Origin of the sequence: Cupriavidus sp. Agwp_2 (genome assembly GCF_040784895.1) — a bacterium.
In the GTDB taxonomy this organism is placed as follows: Bacteria; Pseudomonadota; Gammaproteobacteria; order Burkholderiales; family Burkholderiaceae; genus Cupriavidus.
Map to the genome: position 1 here is coordinate 2,355,907 of NZ_CP088084.1, position 18,979 is coordinate 2,374,885.

The following is an 18,979-nucleotide window of genomic DNA, read 5'->3' on the forward strand; positions in this document are numbered from 1 at the left end:
CAGTCAGGCGAGGGTAGGGTGGCGCTGGCTACGCTTGGCATGCCTTTCCAACCATGCACAACAGACTGACTGCCATGCGACGCCACCGCTCTACGGGCCTCCTGCTGCCCACGCCCCCCGACCTGCCACGTCGGCGCTTCGTGCAGGGATTGGTGGCCGGCGGCGTGGTCGCCGGGCTGTCGGGGTTTGGCGGCGCCAGCGCCCTGGCCAGCGCACCCGGCCCCGCCACCGCCGCTGCCGGGACCGCGCCGGTGCTGCGCGGCACTGAATTCGACCTCGTGATCGGCGAGTCGCTGGTCAATTTCACCGGCAAGCCGATGGTGGCCACCACCATCAATGGCATGCTGCCGGGCCCGACGCTGCGCTGGCGCGAGGGCGATACCGTCACCATCCGCGTCACCAACCGGCTGCGCGAGCCGACCTCGATCCACTGGCACGGCATCATCCTGCCGTTCGGGATGGATGGCGTGCCCGGCATCAGCTTTGCCGGCATCGCCCCGGGCGAGACCTTTACCTATCGCTTCGAGGTCGCGCAGCAGGGCAGCTACTGGTACCACTCGCACTCGGGCTTCCAGGAGATGACCGGCGTCTACGGCGGCATCGTCATCGATCCGGCCGAGGGCCGCGCGCACGGGCACGCTGACCGCGACTACACCGTGCTGCTGTCCGACTGGACCGACGAAGACCCGATGAGGGTGCTGACCAAGCTCAAGGTGCAAAGCGACTACTACAACTACAACCAGCCCACCGCCGTCGATTTCTTCCGCGACGCGGCGCGCGACGGGCTGAAGCCGGCGCTAGACAAGCGCCGCATGTGGAACCAGATGCGGATGAGCCCGACCGATCTGGCGGACCTGTCGGGCGCCACGCTGACCTACCTGACCAACGGCGTCACGCCGGCCGGCAACTGGACCGGGCTGTTCCGCCGTGGCGAGACCGTGCGGCTGCGCTTTATCAACGGCTCGGGCAATACCTTCTATGACGTGCGCATCCCCGGCCTGAAGCTGCGCGTGGTGCAGGCCGACGGGCAGGACCTGGAGCCGGTCACCGTCGACGAGTTCCGCTTCGGTCCCGGCGAGACCTGCGACGTCGTGGTCGCGCCGCAGGAGGACGCCTACACCCTCTTCGCGCAGGCAATGGACCGCACCGGCTTTGCGCGCGGCACGCTGGCAGTGCGCGAAGGACTGTCCGCGCCAGTGCCCGCGCCGGACAAGCCGGAATGGCTGAGCATGACCGACATGATGGGCGACATGGGTGGCATGGGCCACGGCGGCATGCATGGCATGGCGGCGATGGACCATGGCGCCATGCCCGGCATGGACCACAGCCAGCACGGCATGGACCACAGCCAGCACGGCATGGACCACAGCAAGCACGGCATGGCGGCGATGGCCGCCGAGCCTTCGCTCAACATGCCGGGCAAGGTCGCGCGCCATGCCCGCACCGAGTACGGCGCCAGCACCGACATGCGCGTCGACATGGCGCGCACCAACCTCGACGATCCCGGCATCGGCCTGCGCAACAACGGCAGGCGCGTGCTGACGCTGGCCGACCAGCACACCGTCGGCGGGCCGATGGATCCGCGCGGCGCGGGCCGCGAAGTCGAACTGCACCTGACCGGCAACATGGAGCGCTACTCGTGGTCGTTCGACGGCGTGGAGTTCGGCAAGTCGACGCCAATCTATTTCAAGTACGGAGAACGGCTGCGCGTGATCCTGCACAACGACACCATGATGACCCACCCCATGCACCTGCACGGCATGTGGAGCGAACTGGAAGCGCCGGACGGCAGCTTCCAGGCGCGGCGCCACACTATCCCCGTGCAGCCGGCGCAGCGCATCAGCTTCCTGGTTACCGCCGATGCGCTGGGACGCTGGGCCTGGCATTGCCACCTGATGATGCATATGGATGCGGGCATGTTCCGCGAAGTGGTGGTGGCGTGATGACGGCAATGAAGACCCCCCGCTCGCTGGCCAGGCCGGCCGGCCGCATCGCTGCCGCCGTGCTGGCATTGGCCGCGATGGGCGCCGCGTCGGCGCAGCAGGATCCGCACGTGCACGGCCAACAGGGGCATGGTGTGCCGGCGCAGGATGCTTCCGCGATGCAAGGCATGGAGCCAATGCAGCCGATGGAACGGATGCAGCCGATGCAGCCGATGGAGCCGATGGAACCCATGCAACCCTCCGGCGCAATGGATCACGGCGACATGAAGATGCAGGGCGGCAGCGCTCCGGCCGATGCGCGCGATCCGCACGCGTATTCCGGTGGCTACCAGCTCGGCGTCGGCCAGTACGCGCTGGCCGACAAGCGCCAGCTGGTGATGGCCGACGAGCACCTGTTCGCATCGGTGCTGGTCGACCGCCTGGAGTGGGCCCATGCCAGCGGTGAAAATGCCGCGGCCTACGAGGTCCAGGCGTGGTTCGGCAACAGCTACGACAAGCTGGTGCTGAAGGCCGAAGGCGAGGCGGCAAAGGGCAGGATGCATGACGCCCGCACCGAACTGCTGTGGGGCCACGCCGTGGCCAGCTACTGGGACACCCAGCTGGGCCTGCGCAACGATGCCGGCAGCGGCCGCCCCGCGCGCAACTGGCTGGCGTTCGGCATCCAGGGGCTGGCGCCGTACTGGTTCGAGGTCGATGCCACGGCCTATGTCGGCACCAGCGGCCGCACCGCGCTGCGGCTTGCCGCCGAGTACGAACTGCTGCTGACGCAGCGCCTGATCCTGCAGCCGCGCATCGAAGCCAACCTGTATGGCAAGAACGATCCCGAGACCGGCATCGGCAGCGGCCTGTCCAGCGGCACCGTGGGCGTGCGCCTGCGCTATGAGTTCAGCCGACAGTTCGCGCCGTATATCGGCGTCGAGCGCTACCAGGCCTTTGGCAACACGGCGGACATGATCCGCACGGCCGGCGGCCGTGCCGGCGAGACGCGTTTCGTGGCCGGCGTGCGCCTGTGGTTCTGAGCGGCCACGCCTACTTTCCCTTTCCAACTCGGAGCAGACCCATGTCCACCAAGCGCCCCCTGATCGCCTGCCTTGCCGCCGTGGCCGCCGCGCTGGCCAGCAGTGCAGCCCTCGCCCATCCGAAGCTGGTCACGTCCTCGCCCGCCGACAAGGCCGAAGTGGCCGCGCCGCAGAAGATCGAGCTGACCTTCTCGGAAGACCTCGTCACGCAGTTTTCCGCCGCCAACCTGGTGATGACCGGCATGCCCGGCATGGCCAGCCACGCACCGATGAAAATGGCAGCCCGTGTGTCCGCCAGCAGCGACCCCAAGGCCATGGTGATCACGCCGTCGCAGCCGCTGCCTGCGGGCAGCTATCGCGTCGACTGGCGCGCCGTGTCGGCCGACACGCATCCCGTTACCGGCAATTTCTCCTTCACCGTCAAGTGATGGCGGGCCATGGACTGGCTAGCCGTTGCGCTGCGCCTGGCGCTCTACGTCGACCTGGGCCTGGCGTTCGGGCTGCCGCTGTTCTGCCTGAGCGCGCTGCGGCGCGATGAACACGCTGCGCGGTTCGCCGCGCAATGCCGTGCCATGGCGCTGGGTTGCGCGCTGGCCGGCATCGTGCTGTCGCTTGCTGCGCTGGCCGTGATGGCCAGATCGATGAGCGGCGCGCAGACATACGCCGCGCTGGAGCGCGAGGTCTTCGGCATGATCGTGACCGGCACGGCGTACGGCGTGGCGTGGTCGGTGCGGGTCGCCGCGCTGGTGCTGTGCCTGCCAGGGGTGCTGGCGTTGCGCGCGCGGCCCGCGGCGCAGGCAGTATTGCTGGCGGCGCTGTCGGCGGTGGCGCTGGCATCGCTGCCCTGGGGCGGCCACGGCGCGATGAGCGAGGGCATTGGACATTACGTGCACCTGGCCGCCGACGCGGCGCACTTGCTTGCGGCGGGCGCCTGGGCCGGCGCGCTGGCCGCCTTCGTGCTGATGTCGCGGACACGGCCGGGATCCGATCCCGCGGTGCTGGCGCTGCTCAGTCGCACGGCCAAGGGCTTTGCCCGTATCGGCACCGGCATTGTCCTCACGCTGGTGCTGACCGGCGCGGTGAACTACGGCTTCGTCATCGGTCCGGCGCTGCCGGACATGTCGGCAACTGCGTACGGCGGCTTGCTGGCGGCCAAGCTCGCGTTGTTCCTGGGGATGCTGGCGCTGGCCGCTGCCAACCGCTTCCGCCATGCGCCAAGGCTGGAGCAGGCCTTGCGCACAGGAGGGCAGCCAGCCATGGCGGCGCGCGCGCTGCGGCGCAGCGTGGCGCTGGAGGCGGCGGCGGGGACCGCGGTGCTGGCGCTGGTCGCGATGCTGGGCATGCTGTCGCCCGTACCGGGACAAGCGGGCTGACCGGCGGACGCTTTTTCGTCCGGTTGCAGACCGTGGCCAGGGCGCCACCGGAGACAACGGTGGTGCCGTTACCGCGCCAGCCGGCGCGCGGGGCCACCCCTCACACATAGGCGATCAGCCGCCCGGCACAGATCACCAGCGCCCACATCACCACCGACACGATCGCACTGATGCGCGCGCCGGCCGGCGGCGCGCGCTCCACGTCCCAGCCGAGCCGGCTGTCATGCAGCCGCCGGTATGGCACGGTATGGAACCACGCGACGTTGAGCAGCGCCAGCGCGACCAGGCACAGCTTGGCGAGGAAAGCGGGATTGGTGGCCAGTTCGTCCGCATGCGCCAGGAACAGCAGCACGCCGCTGGCGGCGACGGCGACGAAGGCCGCTACCGTGAACGGCAGTGCATGGCGCAGCAGCAGGCTGACCGGCAGCCGGCGCCCGAGCCCGGCCAGGCGCATGTCGACCACGACGATGGAGCCGAACAGCAGCGCCATGCCGGCGAGGTGGACGATCTCCACTGCCGGGTAGGCCCACGCGGAGGAGCGCAGCGCGGCAGCGAACGGCAGCCGCGCCAGGCCGGCGGCCCATTCGCTCCATTGCGCCAGCAGTGCCGCCATGGCGCGCGCGGTGGCTCAGCGCAGCTCGACGGTCTTGCCGTCCACGGTGATGCGCTCGGCGCGCAACTCGTCGGCCTTTTCCTTGCTGGCGTAGCCGACCAGCGTGACCTCGCGGCCCACGGCGACCTTGTCAGCGGTGGCGCCGCGCGCTTCCATGCGCGACACCGGCGCGAGGATGGCCAGCCAGCGCTTGCCGCCCGCATCGATGCGGATATGCGCGTGCGGGTTCTCGTAGTGGCTCTCGACGATCTTGCCGGTCAGCGTCAGGGGTTTGGTCTCGTCGTAGGTCGACCAGCCGTGGTGGGCCAGGGCGGGCACGGCGGCCAGCGCCAGCGTGGCGCTGGCGGCAAGGATCAGCGAGCGGAAGCGGGTCGGCATGGGGCGGTCTCCGGTCAGGTGCTGGGTCGGGTGCGTGATCAGGTGCAGTATAGGCGGCGCGGGCCTGCCTCGCAGACCCGCGTCATGGCGCACACTACGGCCGGCAGCTGTCCGCGCGCTGCACCAGCCGGTGCAGGCTCGGGCTCATGGGCTTGAGCGCGCCACGCTCGGCGGTCAGCGCGATGGCCAGGTTGCGGCGGCCGGCACGCAGCGCTGACTCGATCAGGGTCAGGCCGATCACGTCGCGCTGCGCATGGCTGCCGCCGAAGCGATGGGCGATCAGCCGCACCGGCAGCAGCAGGTCGATTGCGCTGGCGTAGTCGCGCTGTTCGAACGCGATCAGCGCATCGGCGACCGGCAGGCCCACGTCGCGCGACATCATGGCGTTGGTGCCGTTGCCCAGCGCCGCACGCTCCAGCGCGGCGCGGAGCTGGTCCACGGCCGCTGGCCGGTGCGCGCCCAGGCTCGCCATCACGGCGTGGACGTCGTTGAAGGCGTAGTAGCCGGCCGCGCCGCGGCCGAGCCAGTCATCCGCCACGGGCTGCCAGCGCGTGCCTACGTCGATGCCGCGCAGGTGCAGCCGCCACAGCAGCGCGGAGGCATCCACCAGGTCCAGCGCGATCGCCGGCGCCGGGCGGCTGATCTCGCGGTCGTACAGCGCCAGCACGTCGTCGGTGCGGCCGGCTTCGAGCTGGAACAACGCCAGGTGCCACCAGTTGTGCACGGCCAGCATGTTGTCCTCGGACCAGTCGTCGCGGCGCCCATCCAGCCAGGCGATGCCCTCGTCCAGCCGGCCCTGCATCTCCATCACGTGCGCCACGGCATGCACGGCCCATGGATCGCGCGGGTTCAGTTCGAGCGCGCGCCGGCCGCTTTCCTCGGCGCGGCCGTAGAGCTGGGTTTCCTCCAGCCCGAAGGCATGCATGCCAAGCAGGTAGCCGTAGCCCGGCATGCCGTCGTCCCAGTGCGGCAGCGCCTGCGAGACCCGGTCGCGCAGCATTGACGATTGCCCCAGCAGGAAGTCGCCCAGGTGTGCCACCTGGATTGCCAGCAGGTCGCGTGGATAGTCGATCACGATGTCGCCGTACATGCGCAGCGAGCGGTCGAACTCGCCGTCCAGCCAGGCACGCGCGGCGGCGAGGTGACGCTGCTCGCGGTCGTTCAGCCCGGCCAGCGCCTCGCCGGCTTCCACGCTGTCGCGCAGCATGGGCTCGGCGGTGCCGTCGCCGGCGGTCAGCATCAGGCCGGCGCGCAAGGCATGGCCCATGCCGAAGCCAGGGTCGGCTTCGAGCGCGACGTCGATGACGCCGAGCGGGTCGCCGTAGTAGCCGTTCAGCAAGCGCAGGGCCGTCTCGTACAACTCGACCGAGCGGGCGTTTTGGGTGGAGACCGCGAGATCCCTTGAGTCCGTCAATGCCATGGCATTCTCCATGCGGCCCGGCCGACGCCGGGACTCTCTGGAATCATCGTAGACCGCAAAACGGTGCATGCAACGGGACCCGTGTCGCAATCCGCCGCATACGCCGCATACGCCGCATGGCGCGGGCCGCCTGTGCGCCATCGGGCGCTGGCGGGCAAAGCGGGACGCCGGCCTAAGTTACACTGCCGCATCCCAATCACGACAACACGACGGCCTTTCCCATGAAAACTCTCGCGCTTTTTGTCGGTTCCCTGACCCTCGCCTGCGCCGCTGCCTCTGCCATGGCGGCGGGTCCGGCGGCTTCCGCGCCCGCCGTTGCGGCGGCGCCGCAGACGCTGGCCTCGGGCATGACCATCCAGCACCTGGTCAAGGGCACCGGCGCCTCGCCCAAGGCCACCGATACGGTGCAGGTCCACTACCGCGGCACGCTCGCCGACGGCACCGAGTTCGACAGCTCGTACAAGCGCGGCCAGCCGATCTCGTTCCCGCTCAACCGCGTGATCCCGTGCTGGACCGAAGGCGTGCAGGCGATGCAGGTGGGCGGCAAGGCCAAGCTGACCTGCCCGGCCTCGACCGCCTACGGCGCGCGCGGCGTGCCGGGCACGATCCCGCCGAACGCGACGCTGACGTTCGAGGTGGTGCTGCTGGGTATCGGCAGCTGACCGGAGCAGGGGCGCCGCTTCAGCGCGGCGCCTCCGGCTGCGTGGGGACCGGTGTTGCGGCAGGTGCTGACGGCACGGCCGGCTCGCTGTCCTCGTCCTCGTCGCCGTAGTCGGGCAGCGCGGTGTTTTCGCCCAGCAGGTAGCGCCTGCGCTGCAGGTACGCGTCGCGCACGAATGAGTACTTGTCCAGCGCCGCCAGTGCCAGCAGGTCGGTCGCGCCCAGCAGGTTGGTGCGCACGTCGACCACGTTGGCGCCAAACAGCGAATTCCGTACCGCGGGTTCGGCATAGGTGATGGGATCGAACTGGAAATTCACATACAGGCCCACGCCGTCGCGAAACGAGCTGGGCCCGAACAGCGGCAGCACCAGGTACGGCCCCGACGGCACGCCCCACGTGCCCAGCGTCAGCCCGAAATCCTGCGAACGCTTTTCCAGCCCGGCCGGCGTGGCGATATCGATCAGCCCGCCCAGCCCGAGCACGGAATTGACCGCGACCCGCATGAAGCTTTCGGCCGCGGCCACGCCCTTGCCCTGCAGCAGGTTGTTGGCGAAGTTGCCCACGTCGGCGAGATTCGAAAAGAAGTTGGTGACGGCGGTGCGTACCGGCTCCGGCGTGACCGCCTTGTAGCCCTGCGCGACCGGCTTGGCCACGTACTGGTCGAGCTTGTCGTTGACCGTGAACACGGCGCGGTTCATCGGTTCGAGCGGATCGTCGGGGTTGGCCTGCGGGCCGGTGGCGCAGCCGGCGAGCAGTGTCGCGGCAGCGGCAGCGGTGGCAAGCGACAAGGCAGGCGAACGCGGGCGGGTGTGTGAACGCATCGTCAGGGGAAGGCGCGGCAAGTCGTGAAGGCTCAGGGGGAAGGCGCGGCGGATTTGTCGTGGCCGGGATGCGCCTCTTCGCGCGGGCGGCCCATCAGGATCGGCTGGAAGAACACCGCGCCCACCAGCGTGCACGCCAGCGCCAGCGCCAGCAGCTTGCCCATGCTGGCAGTGCCGGGATGGTGCGACAGCCACAGGCTGCCGAACGCGGTGGCGGTGGTGGCGGCGCTGTACAGCACCGCATGGGTCAGGCTCGATTGCAGCAGCTTGGTCTTGCCATGCCGCCAGGCGATCACGTAGTAGATCTTGAAGGCCACGCCGATGCCCAGCAGCAGCGGCAGCGCGATCACGTTGGCAAAGTTCAGCGCAATGCCGAACACCACGCACAGCTCCAGCGTGACGATGGCCGACACCAGCAGCGGCACCAGCGTGCGCAGCACGTCGCCGAAGCGGCGCAGCGTGATCCACAGCAGCAGCGTGATCGACAGCACCGCCCAGGCGCCGGCCTGCCCGAACGCCGTCATGATGGTGTCGGCCGAACCGCGCACGGCGATGGGCCCGCCGGTGGCGGCAGGCTCCACATGCTGCACCGCGGCGATAAAGCGGTCCAGCGCGACCTCGCGCTGCGCGCTGCCGGCCGGCGGCAGCTTCGGGCTGACCCTGACCAGCGCGCGGCCATCGGGTGTGACCCAGTCGCGCACCAGTTCCGGCGGCAGCGTTTCGCGGCTGACCGGCTGCGGGCCGAGCGCGAGCCTGAGCCGGGCCAGCGCCAGCTGCAGCGGCAGCGCGATGGCGCGTTCGGCGCGGTCGCGCGTGGCCGCGTTGGCGCCGGCGAGTTTCTTCAGCGTGGCCGACAGGTGCGCGGCTTCGGCCGCGCCGGGGCCGGGATGCTCGTCGGCGGCGATGGCGAGCTGGCGCGCCGCATAGCGCAGCGCATTGACGCGGGCGGTGTCGTTCGCGGGGGTGGCGGTGGGTTGCGTGAGCGCGGGCATCAGCGCGGCCGACGCCTGCGCGATTGCCTGCAGCTTGGGCGGCTGGTCGTCGGGGACGAAGCTCTGCAGCGTGACCGCGCGCGCCACCTCCGGCAAGGCCACGAGCCGGGCGGCGCTGTCGCGCGCCGCCTGCAGCGACGGCGCCAGCACGCTCACGTCCTCGGTGCCGGCCTGCGGCGCGTCCTGCAGCGCCAGCAGCGTCGCCATCGATTCGGATTGCGGGTCTTTCAGGTGCAGCGGGTCGAAATCGAAGCGCAATTGCGGCAGCAGCGGTGCGCCGGCGAGGATGGCCAGCAGCGTCACCAGCAGCACCGGCTTGCGGTAGCGCTCGAAGAACAGGTCCGCCGGCGCCAGCCAGGCAAAGCCGGGCGCCTCGGCTTCGCCGCCGGGCCGCAGCACGCAGATCAGCGCCGGCAGCAGCGTGAAGGTGGTGGCGAACGCGACCATCATGCCGACGCCGGCGATCAGGCCCAGTTCGGCCACGCCGCGGTAATCGGTCGGCAGGAAGCAGAAGAACGCCGCCGCGGTCGCGGCCGCGGCCAGCGCCAGCGGCGCGCCGACCGCGTCAGCGGCCATTCCCAGCGCCTCGACCACGTGGTCGCGGTCATGGCGCTCGGCGCGGTAGCGCACGCCGAACTGGATGCCGAAGTCCACGCCGAGGCCGACGAACAGCACGGCGAACGCCACCGAGATCATGTTCAGCGCGCCCACCATGGCCAGCCCCAGCGCCGCGGTGATCAGCAGCCCGGCGAACAGGCTTGCCAGCACGGCCACGATCAGCCGCGCCGAACGCAGCGCCAGCCACAGGATCAGCACCACCACCAGCACGGTCAGCACGCCGTTGAGCACGGCGCCTTCGCTGACCGAGGCAAATTCATCGTCGGCCAGCGCCTGCGGACCGGTCAGCCGTACCGTGGCCTGGTAGCGCTGTGCCAGCTGCAGGTCGGCGGCCGCCTGCCGGATCGCGCGCGAGGCCGCGGCGCCGGCCTGGAGGTCGCTGTAGTCGAGCACCGGGCTGACGGCGACGTAACTGTAGGCATGGCCGTCCGGGCCGGGCCTGAAGCTGTCGTCGACCAGTCCGGCCCACGACAGCGCCGCGGGCTTGCCGGCCAGAACCTGGTCCAGTGTTCGCGCGCTGCTGCCGAGCAGCTTCGCCATGTCGCCAAGCTTGACCTGGCCCATCTGCAGCGGCAGCGTCAGCGTGGTGGTGAGGGTATCGGAGAGGCCGCGCAGCGTGGGGTCGTGCGCCAGCGCACTGACCAGCGGGCGCGCCTGCACGAGTTGCTGCGACAGCTGGCGGACTTCGTCGGGACTGGCGAACAGCAGCCCGTTGCGCGCGAAGAACGCCCCCCCGCCAGGCTGGCTGACCGCGGTGAAGCGCGCCGGCTGGCGGCGCAGCGCCTCGGCCAGCGCATCGGCGGCGGCATCGGCCAGCTCCGCCGCGGGCGCCTGGACCACCGCCAGGCTCAGTTGGCTGCGCTGCGGGAAGGCGGCATCGATGGCCGCATTGCGTTGCGCCCACGGCGCGTCTAGATCAAGCAGGCGGCCGATGTCTGTGTTGATCGCAAAGTTGCGCGCCACGTAGACGCCGCTGGCCGCACTCAGTACTGCCGCCAGCATGATGACCCGCCAGGGCCAGGTCGTGGCGAGCCGGACGATGCGTGTCAGCAGCGAAGTCAGCATGGGCGTATCCGGAAGGAGCACGAACCGCGAGTATATCGGCTGGCGGCGTGGTGTATGCGGCATGCGGCGTGCGGGGCGGCGTGGGCCCGCAGCGTTCCGCTATACTGGCCGCGCACCTGCCAACTGCACCTGCCAACTGCGCCTGACAGCCATGCGCCACAGGCGCGGCCACACTGTCCTTACTGCACGAGATCCATGAAGAGCTACGGTTTGCTTCCCCTGGTGCCGATTGCGGCGGTGGTCATGGTTGCGACGGCGCATGCCCAGGCGGTCCAGCCCGGCGCCAGCCCCGAGAAGCTGGTGCAGGCGGCGGTCGAAGGCGTGGTCGGCACGATCCAGTCCAACCCCGACACGCGCGCCGGCGACCTCGGCAAGATCACCGCGGTCGTGCGCAAGGAGTTCCTGCCTTATGCCGATTTCCAGCGCACCACGCGGCTGGCGGTCGGCAGCGCCTGGCGCAGCGCGACGCCCGAGCAGCAGAAGCAGCTCTACGAGCAGTTCGAGACGCTGCTGGTGCGCAGCTACGCGGTATCGCTGGCGCAGTTGCGCGAGCAGAACGTCAGGTTCCGCTACCAGCCGTCCAAGGCCGGCAGCGGCGCCACCGACGTGGTGGTGCAGACGCGCGTGATCAGCAACGCCGACGAGATGCAGATCGACTACCGGCTGCAGCGCACCGCCGCCGGCTGGCGCATCTATGACATCAACATGATGGGCGCGTGGCTGATCGAGGTGTACCGCAAGCAGTTCGCCGATATCGTCGCGCGCGGCGGCGTGGACGGGCTGGTGAACTACCTGACCACGCATAACGCCCGGCAGAACGCAGCCAGCTAGGCGTTCTCCGCCTCGCGTGCACAGCCGCGGCGCCAGCGCCGCAACTCCACCCACTGCCATGACAGCAACGCCGGCACGCCGAACAGGATCTCGCGCGCGCGCTTGACCAGCGCCAGCGCCAGCGAGACCTGCGCATCCATCCCCAGCGCCTGCCCCAGCAGCATCACTACCGCTTCCTGCACGCCCAGTCCCGCCGGCACGAACAACGCCACGTTGCGTGCGGCCTGCGTCAGGGATTCGATCGCCAGTGCGTGCCAGAGCGGCACCGGATGGCCCAGCAGCATCAGCGCCAGCCAGACTTCAAGCGTGCCCGTGACCAGCCCGGCGAGCTGCCACAACACGGCGCGCACCAGCTTGCTGCGGCGGTGGTTGAGCGCGCGGATATGGGCGTCGGGCAGTGCGCCGTCGATCATGGCCACCACGCGGTTGTCTGCGCCGAACAGGCGGCGTGCCGCGCCTTCCAGCTTTTCGAAGACCGCCGCGGCCAGCGCATAGGCGGCCGACACGCAGGTCAGCACAGCGCCGGTCAGGATGGCGGCGAGCGTGGCGAGGCCCCGGGATCAGTGCGTGCCGGCGCCGTTGGCCTCGGCTGCCTGCCGGGCCGTACGGGCCTGATTGGCGGGCGGCTTCGCGCGCTGGATCTCCTCAAGCTTGATCTCGACATGGCGCGAGAACACGTATTCGGCCGGCCGCTGCTTGTCCAGCGCGATGTCCGGCGCCATCGGCCCGCTGGTGCGCACGCCGCGCAGGCTGACGCCCAGCGCCTTGAGCGGATGGGCGAAGGTGTCCGCCACCGCGGTGGCCTCATAGCCGCTGTGCACCATGCAGTCGGCGCACTTCTCGTAGTTGCCGGTGCCGTAGGCGTCCCAGTCGGTCTCGTCCATCAGCTCTCGGAAGGTCTTGGCATAACCCTCGCCGACCAGGTAGCACGGCCGCTGCCAGCCGAATACCGTGCGCGCCGGGTTGCCCCACGGCGTGCAGTGGTAGGTCTGGTTGCCGGCCAGGAAGTCCAGGAACAGCGCCGACTGGCTGAAGGCCCAGTTCTTGCCGGCACGGCCGCGGCCGAGGATGTCGCGGAACAGCTGCCGGGTCTTGCCGCGGTTCAGGAAATGCTGCTGGTCGGGCGCGCGCTCATAGGCATAGCCCGGCGACACGGTGATGCCGTCCACGCCCAGCGCCTTGACGGAGTCGAAGAAGCTGGCCACGCGCTCGGGCTCGGCGTCATTGAACAGTGTGCAGTTGATATTGACGCGGAAGCCGCGTTCCTTGGCCTGCCGGATCGCCGCCACGGCACGGTCATAGACGCCTTCCTGGCATACCGAGCGGTCGTGCATCTCGCGGTCGCCGTCCAGGTGCACCGACCAGATGAAGTACGGGCTGGGCTGGTACTGGTCCAGCTTCTTCTCCATCAGCAGCGCGTTGGTGCACAGGTAGACAAAGCGGCGCCGGGCGATGATGCCCTGAACGATCTCCGGCATGTCCTTGTGCAGCAGCGGCTCGCCACCGGCGATCGAGACCACCGGCGCGCCGCATTCGTCGACCGCGTCCAGGCATTCCTGCACCGACAGGCGCTGGTTCAGGATGGGATCGGGATAGTCGATCTTGCCGCAGCCCGAGCAGGCCAGGTTGCAGCGGAACAGCGGCTCCAGCATCAGCGCGAGCGGATACCGTTTCTGCCGCGACAGATGCTTGCCGACAATGTAGGCGCCCACGCGGGCGACCTGCAGGAGCGGAATGGCCAAGGCTTCCTCCGGTTAAGTTCAGCCGGCGATATTCTCGTTGGTGCCGGCAGCGGCGGGCGCGGTGGCGGAGTCGGTGCGGGCGGCGGCTTTGGCAGCCTTGCGCGGCGCGGCGGACTGCCTGACGTCGGCCAGTTCGGCGGGCAGGCGGAATTCGGCATGCTCTTCGCGCCCCGCCATGGTGTTGACCTCGACCGGGCCCAGCTTGCGCAACGCGCCGATCACGTCCTCGACCATTTCCTCGGGCGCCGAGGCGCCGGCGGTGATACCGACCACGCTGGCATCGCGGACCCAGGCCGGGTCCAGTTCGCTGCCGTCGGCGATCAGGTAACTGGGCACGCCGCTTTCAGTGCCGATCTCGCGCAGGCGGTTGGAGTTTGAGCTGTTGGTCGCGCCAATCACCAGGATGACGTCGGCCAGCTTGCACAGGTCGCGCACCGCGCTCTGGCGGTTCTGCGTGGCGTAGCAGATATCGCGCGTGTCGGGGCCCACCAGGTTGCTGAAGCGGGCGGCGAGCGCGGCGATGATATTGCGGGTGTCGTCCACGCTGAGCGTGGTCTGCGTGACGTAGGCAACCGGCGTGTCGGCCGGCAGGTCGAGCTGCTCCACCTCGGCCTCGTTCTGCACCAGGATCACCTTGCCCGGGATCTGGCCCATGGTGCCTTCCACCTCGGGGTGGCCGGCGTGGCCGATCAGGATCACGGTGCGGCCGCTGGCAGCGTACTGGCGGCCCTGGGTGTGGACCTTGATCACCAGCGGACAGGTGGCGTCGATGGCATGCAGCTGGCGCTGGCTGGCATCGGCGACGACCGCGCGGGACACGCCGTGCGCGCTGAAGATGGTCACGGCGCCGGTAGGGACTTCGTCGAGGTCTTCGACGAAACGCGCGCCTTTTTCCTTCAGTCCCTCTACTACGTGCTTGTTATGCACAATCTCATGCCGCACGAACACCGGCGCGCCGTGCTTGACGAGGGCGCGGTCGACGATCTCGATCGCGCGCACCACGCCGGCACAGAAGCCGCGGGGCTGAGCCAGAATCACCTGCATAGAGTAGACCCCCTGACCCTTTGCAACGGGTTTCAGCAATTAGGATGGCAGAATTTGTGATTCCGGGGCCGGCGCCGCACCGGAGATTCATCAGGATCACATTTCCGTCGCACGATGGTTACTATATACCCGACACGCGCGCTTTGTCTGGCAGCGCCGCGCCCGGGCGGGCCGGACGGCGAGCGCGGGCGCGCCGCCTTCGCGGCGCTTGTGCCACACCGGGAAAACGGCGTTATGACGAGAAACGATGACGTGCTGGTGACAGGAGCCTCGGGTTTCCTCGGGTCGGCGGTAGCGCGGCAAGCGCTGGCGCGGGGTTTCAGCGTGCGCGTGCTGGTACGCCCGCAGAGTCCGCGCACCAACCTGGCGGACCTGCCGGTGACGCTGGCCGAAGGCGACATGCGCGACGCCGCCGCCGTGGCCGCCGCGCTGCAGGGCGTGCGCTACCTGTTCCACGTTGCCGCCGATTACCGGCTGTGGGCGCCCGATCCGGAGGAGATCGTACGCACCAACGTCGATGGCACGCTGGCGGTGATGGAGGCCGCGCAGCGCGCCGGAGTCGAGCGCGTGGTCTATACCAGCAGCGTTGCCACGCTGCGCGTCGCCGGCGCGCAGGCGCCGGTGGACGAGACTGCGGCGATGCAGCCGCACGAGGCCATCGGCGCCTACAAGCGCAGCAAGGTGCTGGCCGAGCGCGTGGTCGAACGGCTGGTGGCCGAGCGCGGCCTGCCGGCGGTGATCGTCAACCCGTCGACGCCGATCGGCCCGCGCGACGTGCGGCCCACGCCGACCGGCCGCATCATCGTCGAGGCGGCGACCGGCAAGATCCCGGCCTTTGTCGATACCGGACTAAACCTGGCGCATGTGGACGATGTCGCCGAGGGGCATTTCCTGGCGCTGGAGCACGGGCGCACCGGCGAGCGCTACATCCTGGGCGGCGACGACGTAATGCTGCAGCAGATGCTGCGCGATATCGCCGAGCTGTGCGGGCGGCGCCCGCCCACCATGCAACTGCCGCGCTGGCCGCTGTATCCGCTGGCGCATGCGGCGGAGGCCGCGGCGCGGGTGACCGGGAAGGAGCCGTTCATCACGGTCGACGGACTCAATATGTCCCGGTACCGGATGTTCTTTACGTCGGCGAAGGCGAGCCAGCAGCTGGGTTACGCGCCGCGCGCCTACCGCGAAGGGCTGCGCGATGCGCTGGCGTGGTTTCGCACGCAGGGGTATCTCGGCAAGTGAGTTGCAAGTGAGCGGCAAATGAGCGGCAAATGAGCGGCACGGCTCAGGACCGCACCGGCGCCTGCGCCCGTCCCTTCCACTGCCCGCCGCGCCGCAGCCAGTAGCGCCGCGCCGAATCGATGGTCGCGCCCAGGTAGAACAAGGCCGTCAGCGGCAGCAGCGGTGCCAGCCATGCCGGCTGGCGGTACTCGCGCAGCATCGGGAGGTAGGCAAAGGCCATCGCGCCCCACGCCAGCCACGCCGGCCACAGCCGCCAGCCGCCGGCCAGCGCCAGCACCGGCGGCGCCAGGTAGGCCAGCGTCATGCCTGCCACCGCGCCCGCCAGCAACAGCGGTGAATAGCGCAGCTGCGTATAGGCGCTGCGCGCGATCATGTCCCACAGGCTGCGCCAGTCGTCATAGGGGCGCAGCGACAGGCTGTCGTCGGCCAGGTCCAGCCGGATCGCGCCGCCGGGCTTGATGCGCGCCGCCAGGCTGCAGTCGTCGATCAGTTCGCCGCGGATCGCGGCAAAGCCGCCGATGCGCGCCAGCGCCGAGCGCCGGGCCAGCATGCAGCCGCCCGCCGCGGCAGCCACGCGCGAGCGCGGGTCGCGCACGCGGGCAAACGGGTAGAGCTTGGCGAAGAAAAACACGAACGCGGGCACGACCAGCCGCTCCCACGCCGATTCGCAGCGCAGCCGCACCATCAGCGAGACCAGGTCGCGCCGTTCGTGCTCCGCGCGCGCCACCAGCGCGGCCAGCACGCCAGGGCCGTGCCAGATGTCGGCATCGGTCAGCCAGGCGAAGCGGGCCTGCGGGGCGATGCGGTCGGCTTCGGCCAGCCCCTCGGCCTGGGCCCAGACCTTGCCGCTCCAGCCGGGGGGCAGCTCGCGCGCGTTGATCACCGACAGCGCCTGCGGGCGCGTGGTAGTCGCGGCGGCGGCGCGGGCGAGGTCGGCGGTGCCGTCCTGGCTGTGGTCGTCGACCACCACCAGCGTGAGCCGCCCCGGGTAGCGCTGGCCGAGCACGCCCGCCACCGCGGGCGCGATCACCTCGGACTCGTTGCGGGCCGGGATGATGGCGACCACCTCCGGCCATTGCGCCGGCGCCGGTGCGGCGGCCGGCCTGTGCACGCGCCAGAAGCCGGCGCGCAGGCACAGCAGCCCGCTCCAGACCGCCAGCGTCAGCAGTGACAGCGCCAGCATGATAGCCATGGCTACTTCACGAAGCGGCGCGCCAGCCGGGCCAGCCGCGGCACGGTTTCCGGGCGCAGCGGGCGCGCGTCGGCGTCAGCCGCGCTATTGCGTGGCGGCGCGGGTGGCGGTGCGGTAAAGGTCTCAAACGTCCCGGACATTCGGCCCCCTGGCGATGGATTGCCCGGGGGGCATTGTAGCGAGGCGCGCCGTCACGCGCACCCCGCCCGCGGTTGCGGCAGCGTCAGGCGCGGTAGCTGACCGGTCCGCGCGAGCGCATGTCCAGCGCGTAGTAGCAGACCGTCAGCAGCACCAGCCAGCCCGGGCCCACGTACAGCGCCACACGGGTTTCCGGGAAGTACGCCATCAGGGCTACCACCAGCGCCAGGAACGCCAGCGCGATGTAAGAGCCATACGGCCAGAACGGCATGCGGAAGGCCAGCGCCTTGCGCTCGGCCGCCGACAGGCTGCGGCGGAAGTTGATCTGCGTGACCAGGATGATGGCCCAGGTCCAGACCGCGCCGAAGGTGGAGATGGCGGTCACCCAGACGAACACTTTTTCCGGCACCAGGTAGTTGAGCAGCACGCCGCACAGCAGCGCGGCGATCGACACCAGCAGCGCGCGGCGCGGCACGCCGTTGCGGTCGACCCTGGCGAAAGCCGCCGGCGCCTGGCCCTGCTGCGCGAGGTTGTACAGCATGCGCCCGGTGCTGAAAATGCCGCCGTTGCATGACGACAGCGCCGCGGTCAGCACCACGAAGTTGATGATGCCGGCGGCAGTCTTGATGCCCAGGCGCTCGAAGGTCAGCACGAAGGGGCTGCCTTGCGCGCCGATCTCGTTCCACGGGTACAGCGCCAGGATCACGAACAGCGCGCCCACGTAGAAGATCAGGATGCGCCAGAACACCGAGTTGATCGCGTCCGGGATCGACTTCTTCGGGTTGCGCGCCTCGCCGGCGGTCAGGCCGATCATCTCCACGCCCAGGTAGGCGAACATCACCATCTGCAGCGACATCAGCACGCCCGAGGCGCCGTTGGGCATGAAGCCGCCGTGCGCCCACAGGTTGGAGATGCCGGTGGCGACGCCGCCATTGCCGAAGCCGAACACGATCATCGCGCCGCCGCCGAACAGCATCAGCACGATGGTTACGATCTTGATCATGGCGAACCAGAACTCGAACTCGCCATAGGCCTTGACCGCCATCAGGTTGACCGAGCCCATCGCGGCCAGCGCGGCCAGCGCCCAGATCCAGCGCGGCACGTCGGGGAACCACATGCCCATGTAGATGGCGACGGCGGTGATCTCCGCGACGCAGGTCACCAGCCACAGGAACCAGTAGTTCCAGCCGGTCAGGTAGCCCGCCAGCGGGCCCATGTGGTCTTGCGCGTAGCGGCAGAAGGAGCCTGCCACGGGGTTGTGCACGGCCATCTCGCCCAGCGCGCGCATGATCAGGAAGATCATCGCGCCGCCAATCAGGTAGGCCAGCATGATGGCGGGGCCGGCCATCTTGATGGCATTGCCGGCGCCCAGGAACAGGCCCACGCCGATGGCCGAACCCAGCGCCATCAGCCGGATATGGCGTTCGCCCAGGCCGCGTTGCAGATGCTCTGCGCTTGCACTCATCTCTCGTTGTCTCCGTATGGTCAGAATGGCCGCGCCGGCCCTTGTGGGGCTGGCGGGCGAAGCAAATTCTCGCGTTCGCGACGGGGCTTTCGCCGGGGCGGCAGCACGTCACGCCGCGCAGTCCGCGTGCGCCGGTGAAGCATCGACCTTCAGGGGATGCGCGGCACTGAGGGGTCGCAAACGGAAAATAGCGGGCAGGTTAATGAGATCGCGGGGGCATTTGTTGCTGAATTCCCGGGGAAATCCAGAAAACATTGCTCGGCGTGCCGGGATAGTCGCTTATTGCGCAACGCCGTGCCGGGCGCTGCGTGGCCTCTGGCCGGGAGGCATTCCGGTGGCCGGTAGGACATGCAGCCTAATTCAGGCCGGTAATGTGGTTGGCGATGTTCCTGATGTCGTCGTCGCTCAGGTTGCGCGACACGCTG

At 69.7% G+C, this 18,979-nt stretch carries 17 protein-coding genes and 1 pseudogene; 7 read left to right on the forward strand and 11 right to left on the reverse strand.

Annotated features, from left to right (window positions below; all coding sequences use genetic code 11):
* The first annotated feature begins 74 nt into the window (after nt 1–74).
* The 4 genes from LPA45_RS28435 to copD are packed head-to-tail and all read left to right on the forward strand — an operon-like array spanning nt 75 to nt 4,335.
* On the forward strand, nt 75–1,943 hold the full coding sequence (locus LPA45_RS28435) for a copper resistance system multicopper oxidase (RefSeq protein ID WP_317922747.1): 1,869 nt from the start codon (nt 75–77) through the stop codon (nt 1,941–1,943).
* The gene (locus tag LPA45_RS28440; protein WP_376790661.1) at nt 1,943–2,962 is read left to right on the forward strand and encodes a copper resistance protein B; all 1,020 of its coding nucleotides are present in this window, start codon (nt 1,943–1,945) and stop codon (nt 2,960–2,962) included. The genes LPA45_RS28435 and LPA45_RS28440 overlap by 1 nt, the downstream gene beginning before the upstream one ends.
* 41 nt (nt 2,963–3,003) lie before the next feature.
* Nucleotides 3,004–3,390 (forward strand): copper homeostasis periplasmic binding protein CopC, encoded by a 387-nt coding sequence (copC, locus tag LPA45_RS28445; RefSeq protein WP_116319403.1) that lies wholly within the window; start codon nt 3,004–3,006, stop codon nt 3,388–3,390.
* 9 nt (nt 3,391–3,399) lie between these two features.
* On the forward strand, nt 3,400–4,335 hold the full coding sequence (gene copD / locus LPA45_RS28450; RefSeq protein WP_116319404.1) for a copper homeostasis membrane protein CopD: 936 nt from the start codon (nt 3,400–3,402) through the stop codon (nt 4,333–4,335).
* 100 nt (nt 4,336–4,435) lie between these two features.
* Here copD and LPA45_RS28455 read toward each other — a convergent pair whose 3' ends face one another.
* From LPA45_RS28455 to LPA45_RS28465, 3 genes are all read right to left on the reverse strand, one after another.
* Entirely contained in the window at nt 4,436–4,948 is a 513-nt protein-coding gene (locus LPA45_RS28455) for a DUF6644 family protein (protein WP_116319405.1), read from the reverse strand.
* Nucleotides 4,949–4,963: 15 nt separating this feature from the next.
* Nucleotides 4,964–5,326, reverse strand: coding sequence for a DUF6152 family protein (locus tag LPA45_RS28460; RefSeq protein WP_116319406.1), 363 nt, complete (start codon nt 5,324–5,326; stop codon nt 4,964–4,966).
* Nucleotides 5,327–5,420: 94 nt separating this feature from the next.
* A complete protein-coding gene (locus LPA45_RS28465) occupies nt 5,421–6,746 on the reverse strand; it encodes a tetratricopeptide repeat protein (protein ID WP_116319407.1) in 1,326 nt (441 codons plus the stop codon).
* 221 nt (nt 6,747–6,967) lie between these two features.
* Between LPA45_RS28465 and LPA45_RS28470 the strand changes: the two genes are divergently transcribed.
* The gene (locus LPA45_RS28470) at nt 6,968–7,408 is read left to right on the forward strand and encodes an FKBP-type peptidyl-prolyl cis-trans isomerase (protein WP_116319408.1); all 441 of its coding nucleotides are present in this window, start codon (nt 6,968–6,970) and stop codon (nt 7,406–7,408) included.
* 19 nt (nt 7,409–7,427) lie between these two features.
* Here the strand turns inward: LPA45_RS28470 and LPA45_RS28475 are convergent, their stop codons facing one another.
* Together LPA45_RS28475 and LPA45_RS28480 are read right to left on the reverse strand one after the other, a co-directional pair.
* Entirely contained in the window at nt 7,428–8,228 is an 801-nt protein-coding gene (locus LPA45_RS28475) for a VacJ family lipoprotein (protein ID WP_116319409.1), read from the reverse strand.
* A 32-nt stretch (nt 8,229–8,260) separates the two neighbouring features.
* Nucleotides 8,261–10,903 carry an MMPL family transporter gene (locus tag LPA45_RS28480; protein WP_317925179.1) on the reverse strand — a complete coding sequence of 881 codons (2,643 nt, stop codon included), beginning with the start codon at nt 10,901–10,903 and terminating at the stop codon, nt 8,261–8,263.
* Nucleotides 10,904–11,098: 195 nt separating this feature from the next.
* On the opposite strand from LPA45_RS28480, the gene LPA45_RS28485 reads away from it, so the two are divergent.
* Complete coding sequence (locus LPA45_RS28485) at nt 11,099–11,734, forward strand: phospholipid-binding protein MlaC (RefSeq protein WP_116319411.1); 636 nt, start codon at nt 11,099–11,101, stop codon at nt 11,732–11,734.
* Here LPA45_RS28485 and LPA45_RS28490 read toward each other — a convergent pair.
* The 3 genes and pseudogenes from LPA45_RS28490 to ispH form a co-directional block, all read right to left on the reverse strand.
* Nucleotides 11,731–12,231 (reverse strand): annotated as a pseudogene (locus tag LPA45_RS28490) (lysylphosphatidylglycerol synthase domain-containing protein); the annotation flags it as partial. The gene LPA45_RS28485 and the pseudogene LPA45_RS28490 sit on opposite strands and share 4 nt — an antisense overlap.
* Nucleotides 12,232–12,294: 63 nt before the next feature.
* Nucleotides 12,295–13,476, reverse strand: coding sequence for an adenosyl-hopene transferase HpnH (gene hpnH / locus LPA45_RS28495; protein ID WP_116319412.1), 1,182 nt, complete (start codon nt 13,474–13,476; stop codon nt 12,295–12,297).
* Between the two features lie 18 nt (nt 13,477–13,494).
* Entirely contained in the window at nt 13,495–14,520 is a 1,026-nt protein-coding gene (ispH, locus tag LPA45_RS28500; protein ID WP_116319413.1) for a 4-hydroxy-3-methylbut-2-enyl diphosphate reductase, read from the reverse strand.
* Nucleotides 14,521–14,754: 234 nt separating this feature from the next.
* On the opposite strand from ispH, the gene hpnA reads away from it, so the two are divergent.
* Complete coding sequence (gene hpnA / locus LPA45_RS28505; protein ID WP_116319414.1) at nt 14,755–15,759, forward strand: hopanoid-associated sugar epimerase; 1,005 nt, start codon at nt 14,755–14,757, stop codon at nt 15,757–15,759.
* Between the two features lie 43 nt (nt 15,760–15,802).
* Here hpnA and LPA45_RS28510 read toward each other — a convergent pair whose 3' ends face one another.
* The 3 genes from LPA45_RS28510 to LPA45_RS28520 all read right to left on the reverse strand — a co-directional run bounded on the left by LPA45_RS28510 (nt 15,803) and on the right by LPA45_RS28520 (nt 18,554).
* Nucleotides 15,803–16,951, reverse strand: a complete 1,149-nt coding sequence (locus LPA45_RS28510; RefSeq protein ID WP_116319415.1) for a glycosyltransferase — start codon at nt 16,949–16,951, stop codon at nt 15,803–15,805.
* A gap of 2 nt (nt 16,952–16,953) precedes the next feature.
* The gene (locus tag LPA45_RS28515; RefSeq protein ID WP_158577667.1) at nt 16,954–17,091 is read right to left on the reverse strand and encodes a hypothetical protein; all 138 of its coding nucleotides are present in this window, start codon (nt 17,089–17,091) and stop codon (nt 16,954–16,956) included.
* An 83-nt stretch (nt 17,092–17,174) separates the two neighbouring features.
* Nucleotides 17,175–18,554: an amino acid permease gene (locus LPA45_RS28520; RefSeq protein ID WP_116319416.1), complete on the reverse strand. Its 1,380-nt coding sequence runs from the start codon at nt 18,552–18,554 to the stop codon at nt 17,175–17,177.
* Between the last annotated feature and the right edge of the window lie 425 nt (nt 18,555–18,979).

What these genes read in the sequence shown, in the direction of transcription:
- hpnA (WP_116319414.1), top strand. Translation starts at nt 14,755, where the DNA reads ATGACGAGAAACGATGACGTGCTGGTGACAGGAGCCTCGGGTTTCCTC.
- LPA45_RS28510 (WP_116319415.1), bottom strand. Translation starts at nt 16,951, where the DNA reads ATGGCTATCATGCTGGCGCTGTCACTGCTGACGCTGGCGGTCTGGAGC.
- LPA45_RS28470 (WP_116319408.1), top strand. Translation starts at nt 6,968, where the DNA reads ATGAAAACTCTCGCGCTTTTTGTCGGTTCCCTGACCCTCGCCTGCGCC.
- LPA45_RS28435 (WP_317922747.1), top strand. Translation starts at nt 75, where the DNA reads ATGCGACGCCACCGCTCTACGGGCCTCCTGCTGCCCACGCCCCCCGAC.
- LPA45_RS28520 (WP_116319416.1), bottom strand. Translation starts at nt 18,554, where the DNA reads ATGAGTGCAAGCGCAGAGCATCTGCAACGCGGCCTGGGCGAACGCCAT.
- copC (WP_116319403.1), top strand. Translation starts at nt 3,004, where the DNA reads ATGTCCACCAAGCGCCCCCTGATCGCCTGCCTTGCCGCCGTGGCCGCC.
- copD (WP_116319404.1), top strand. Translation starts at nt 3,400, where the DNA reads ATGGACTGGCTAGCCGTTGCGCTGCGCCTGGCGCTCTACGTCGACCTG.
- LPA45_RS28515 (WP_158577667.1), bottom strand. Translation starts at nt 17,091, where the DNA reads ATGTCCGGGACGTTTGAGACCTTTACCGCACCGCCACCCGCGCCGCCA.
- LPA45_RS28480 (WP_317925179.1), bottom strand. Translation starts at nt 10,903, where the DNA reads ATGCTGACTTCGCTGCTGACACGCATCGTCCGGCTCGCCACGACCTGG.
- LPA45_RS28460 (WP_116319406.1), bottom strand. Translation starts at nt 5,326, where the DNA reads ATGCCGACCCGCTTCCGCTCGCTGATCCTTGCCGCCAGCGCCACGCTG.
- LPA45_RS28485 (WP_116319411.1), top strand. Translation starts at nt 11,099, where the DNA reads ATGAAGAGCTACGGTTTGCTTCCCCTGGTGCCGATTGCGGCGGTGGTC.
- ispH (WP_116319413.1), bottom strand. Translation starts at nt 14,520, where the DNA reads ATGCAGGTGATTCTGGCTCAGCCCCGCGGCTTCTGTGCCGGCGTGGTG.
- LPA45_RS28440 (WP_376790661.1), top strand. Translation starts at nt 1,943, where the DNA reads ATGACGGCAATGAAGACCCCCCGCTCGCTGGCCAGGCCGGCCGGCCGC.
- LPA45_RS28465 (WP_116319407.1), bottom strand. Translation starts at nt 6,746, where the DNA reads ATGGCATTGACGGACTCAAGGGATCTCGCGGTCTCCACCCAAAACGCC.
- LPA45_RS28455 (WP_116319405.1), bottom strand. Translation starts at nt 4,948, where the DNA reads ATGGCGGCACTGCTGGCGCAATGGAGCGAATGGGCCGCCGGCCTGGCG.
- LPA45_RS28475 (WP_116319409.1), bottom strand. Translation starts at nt 8,228, where the DNA reads ATGCGTTCACACACCCGCCCGCGTTCGCCTGCCTTGTCGCTTGCCACC.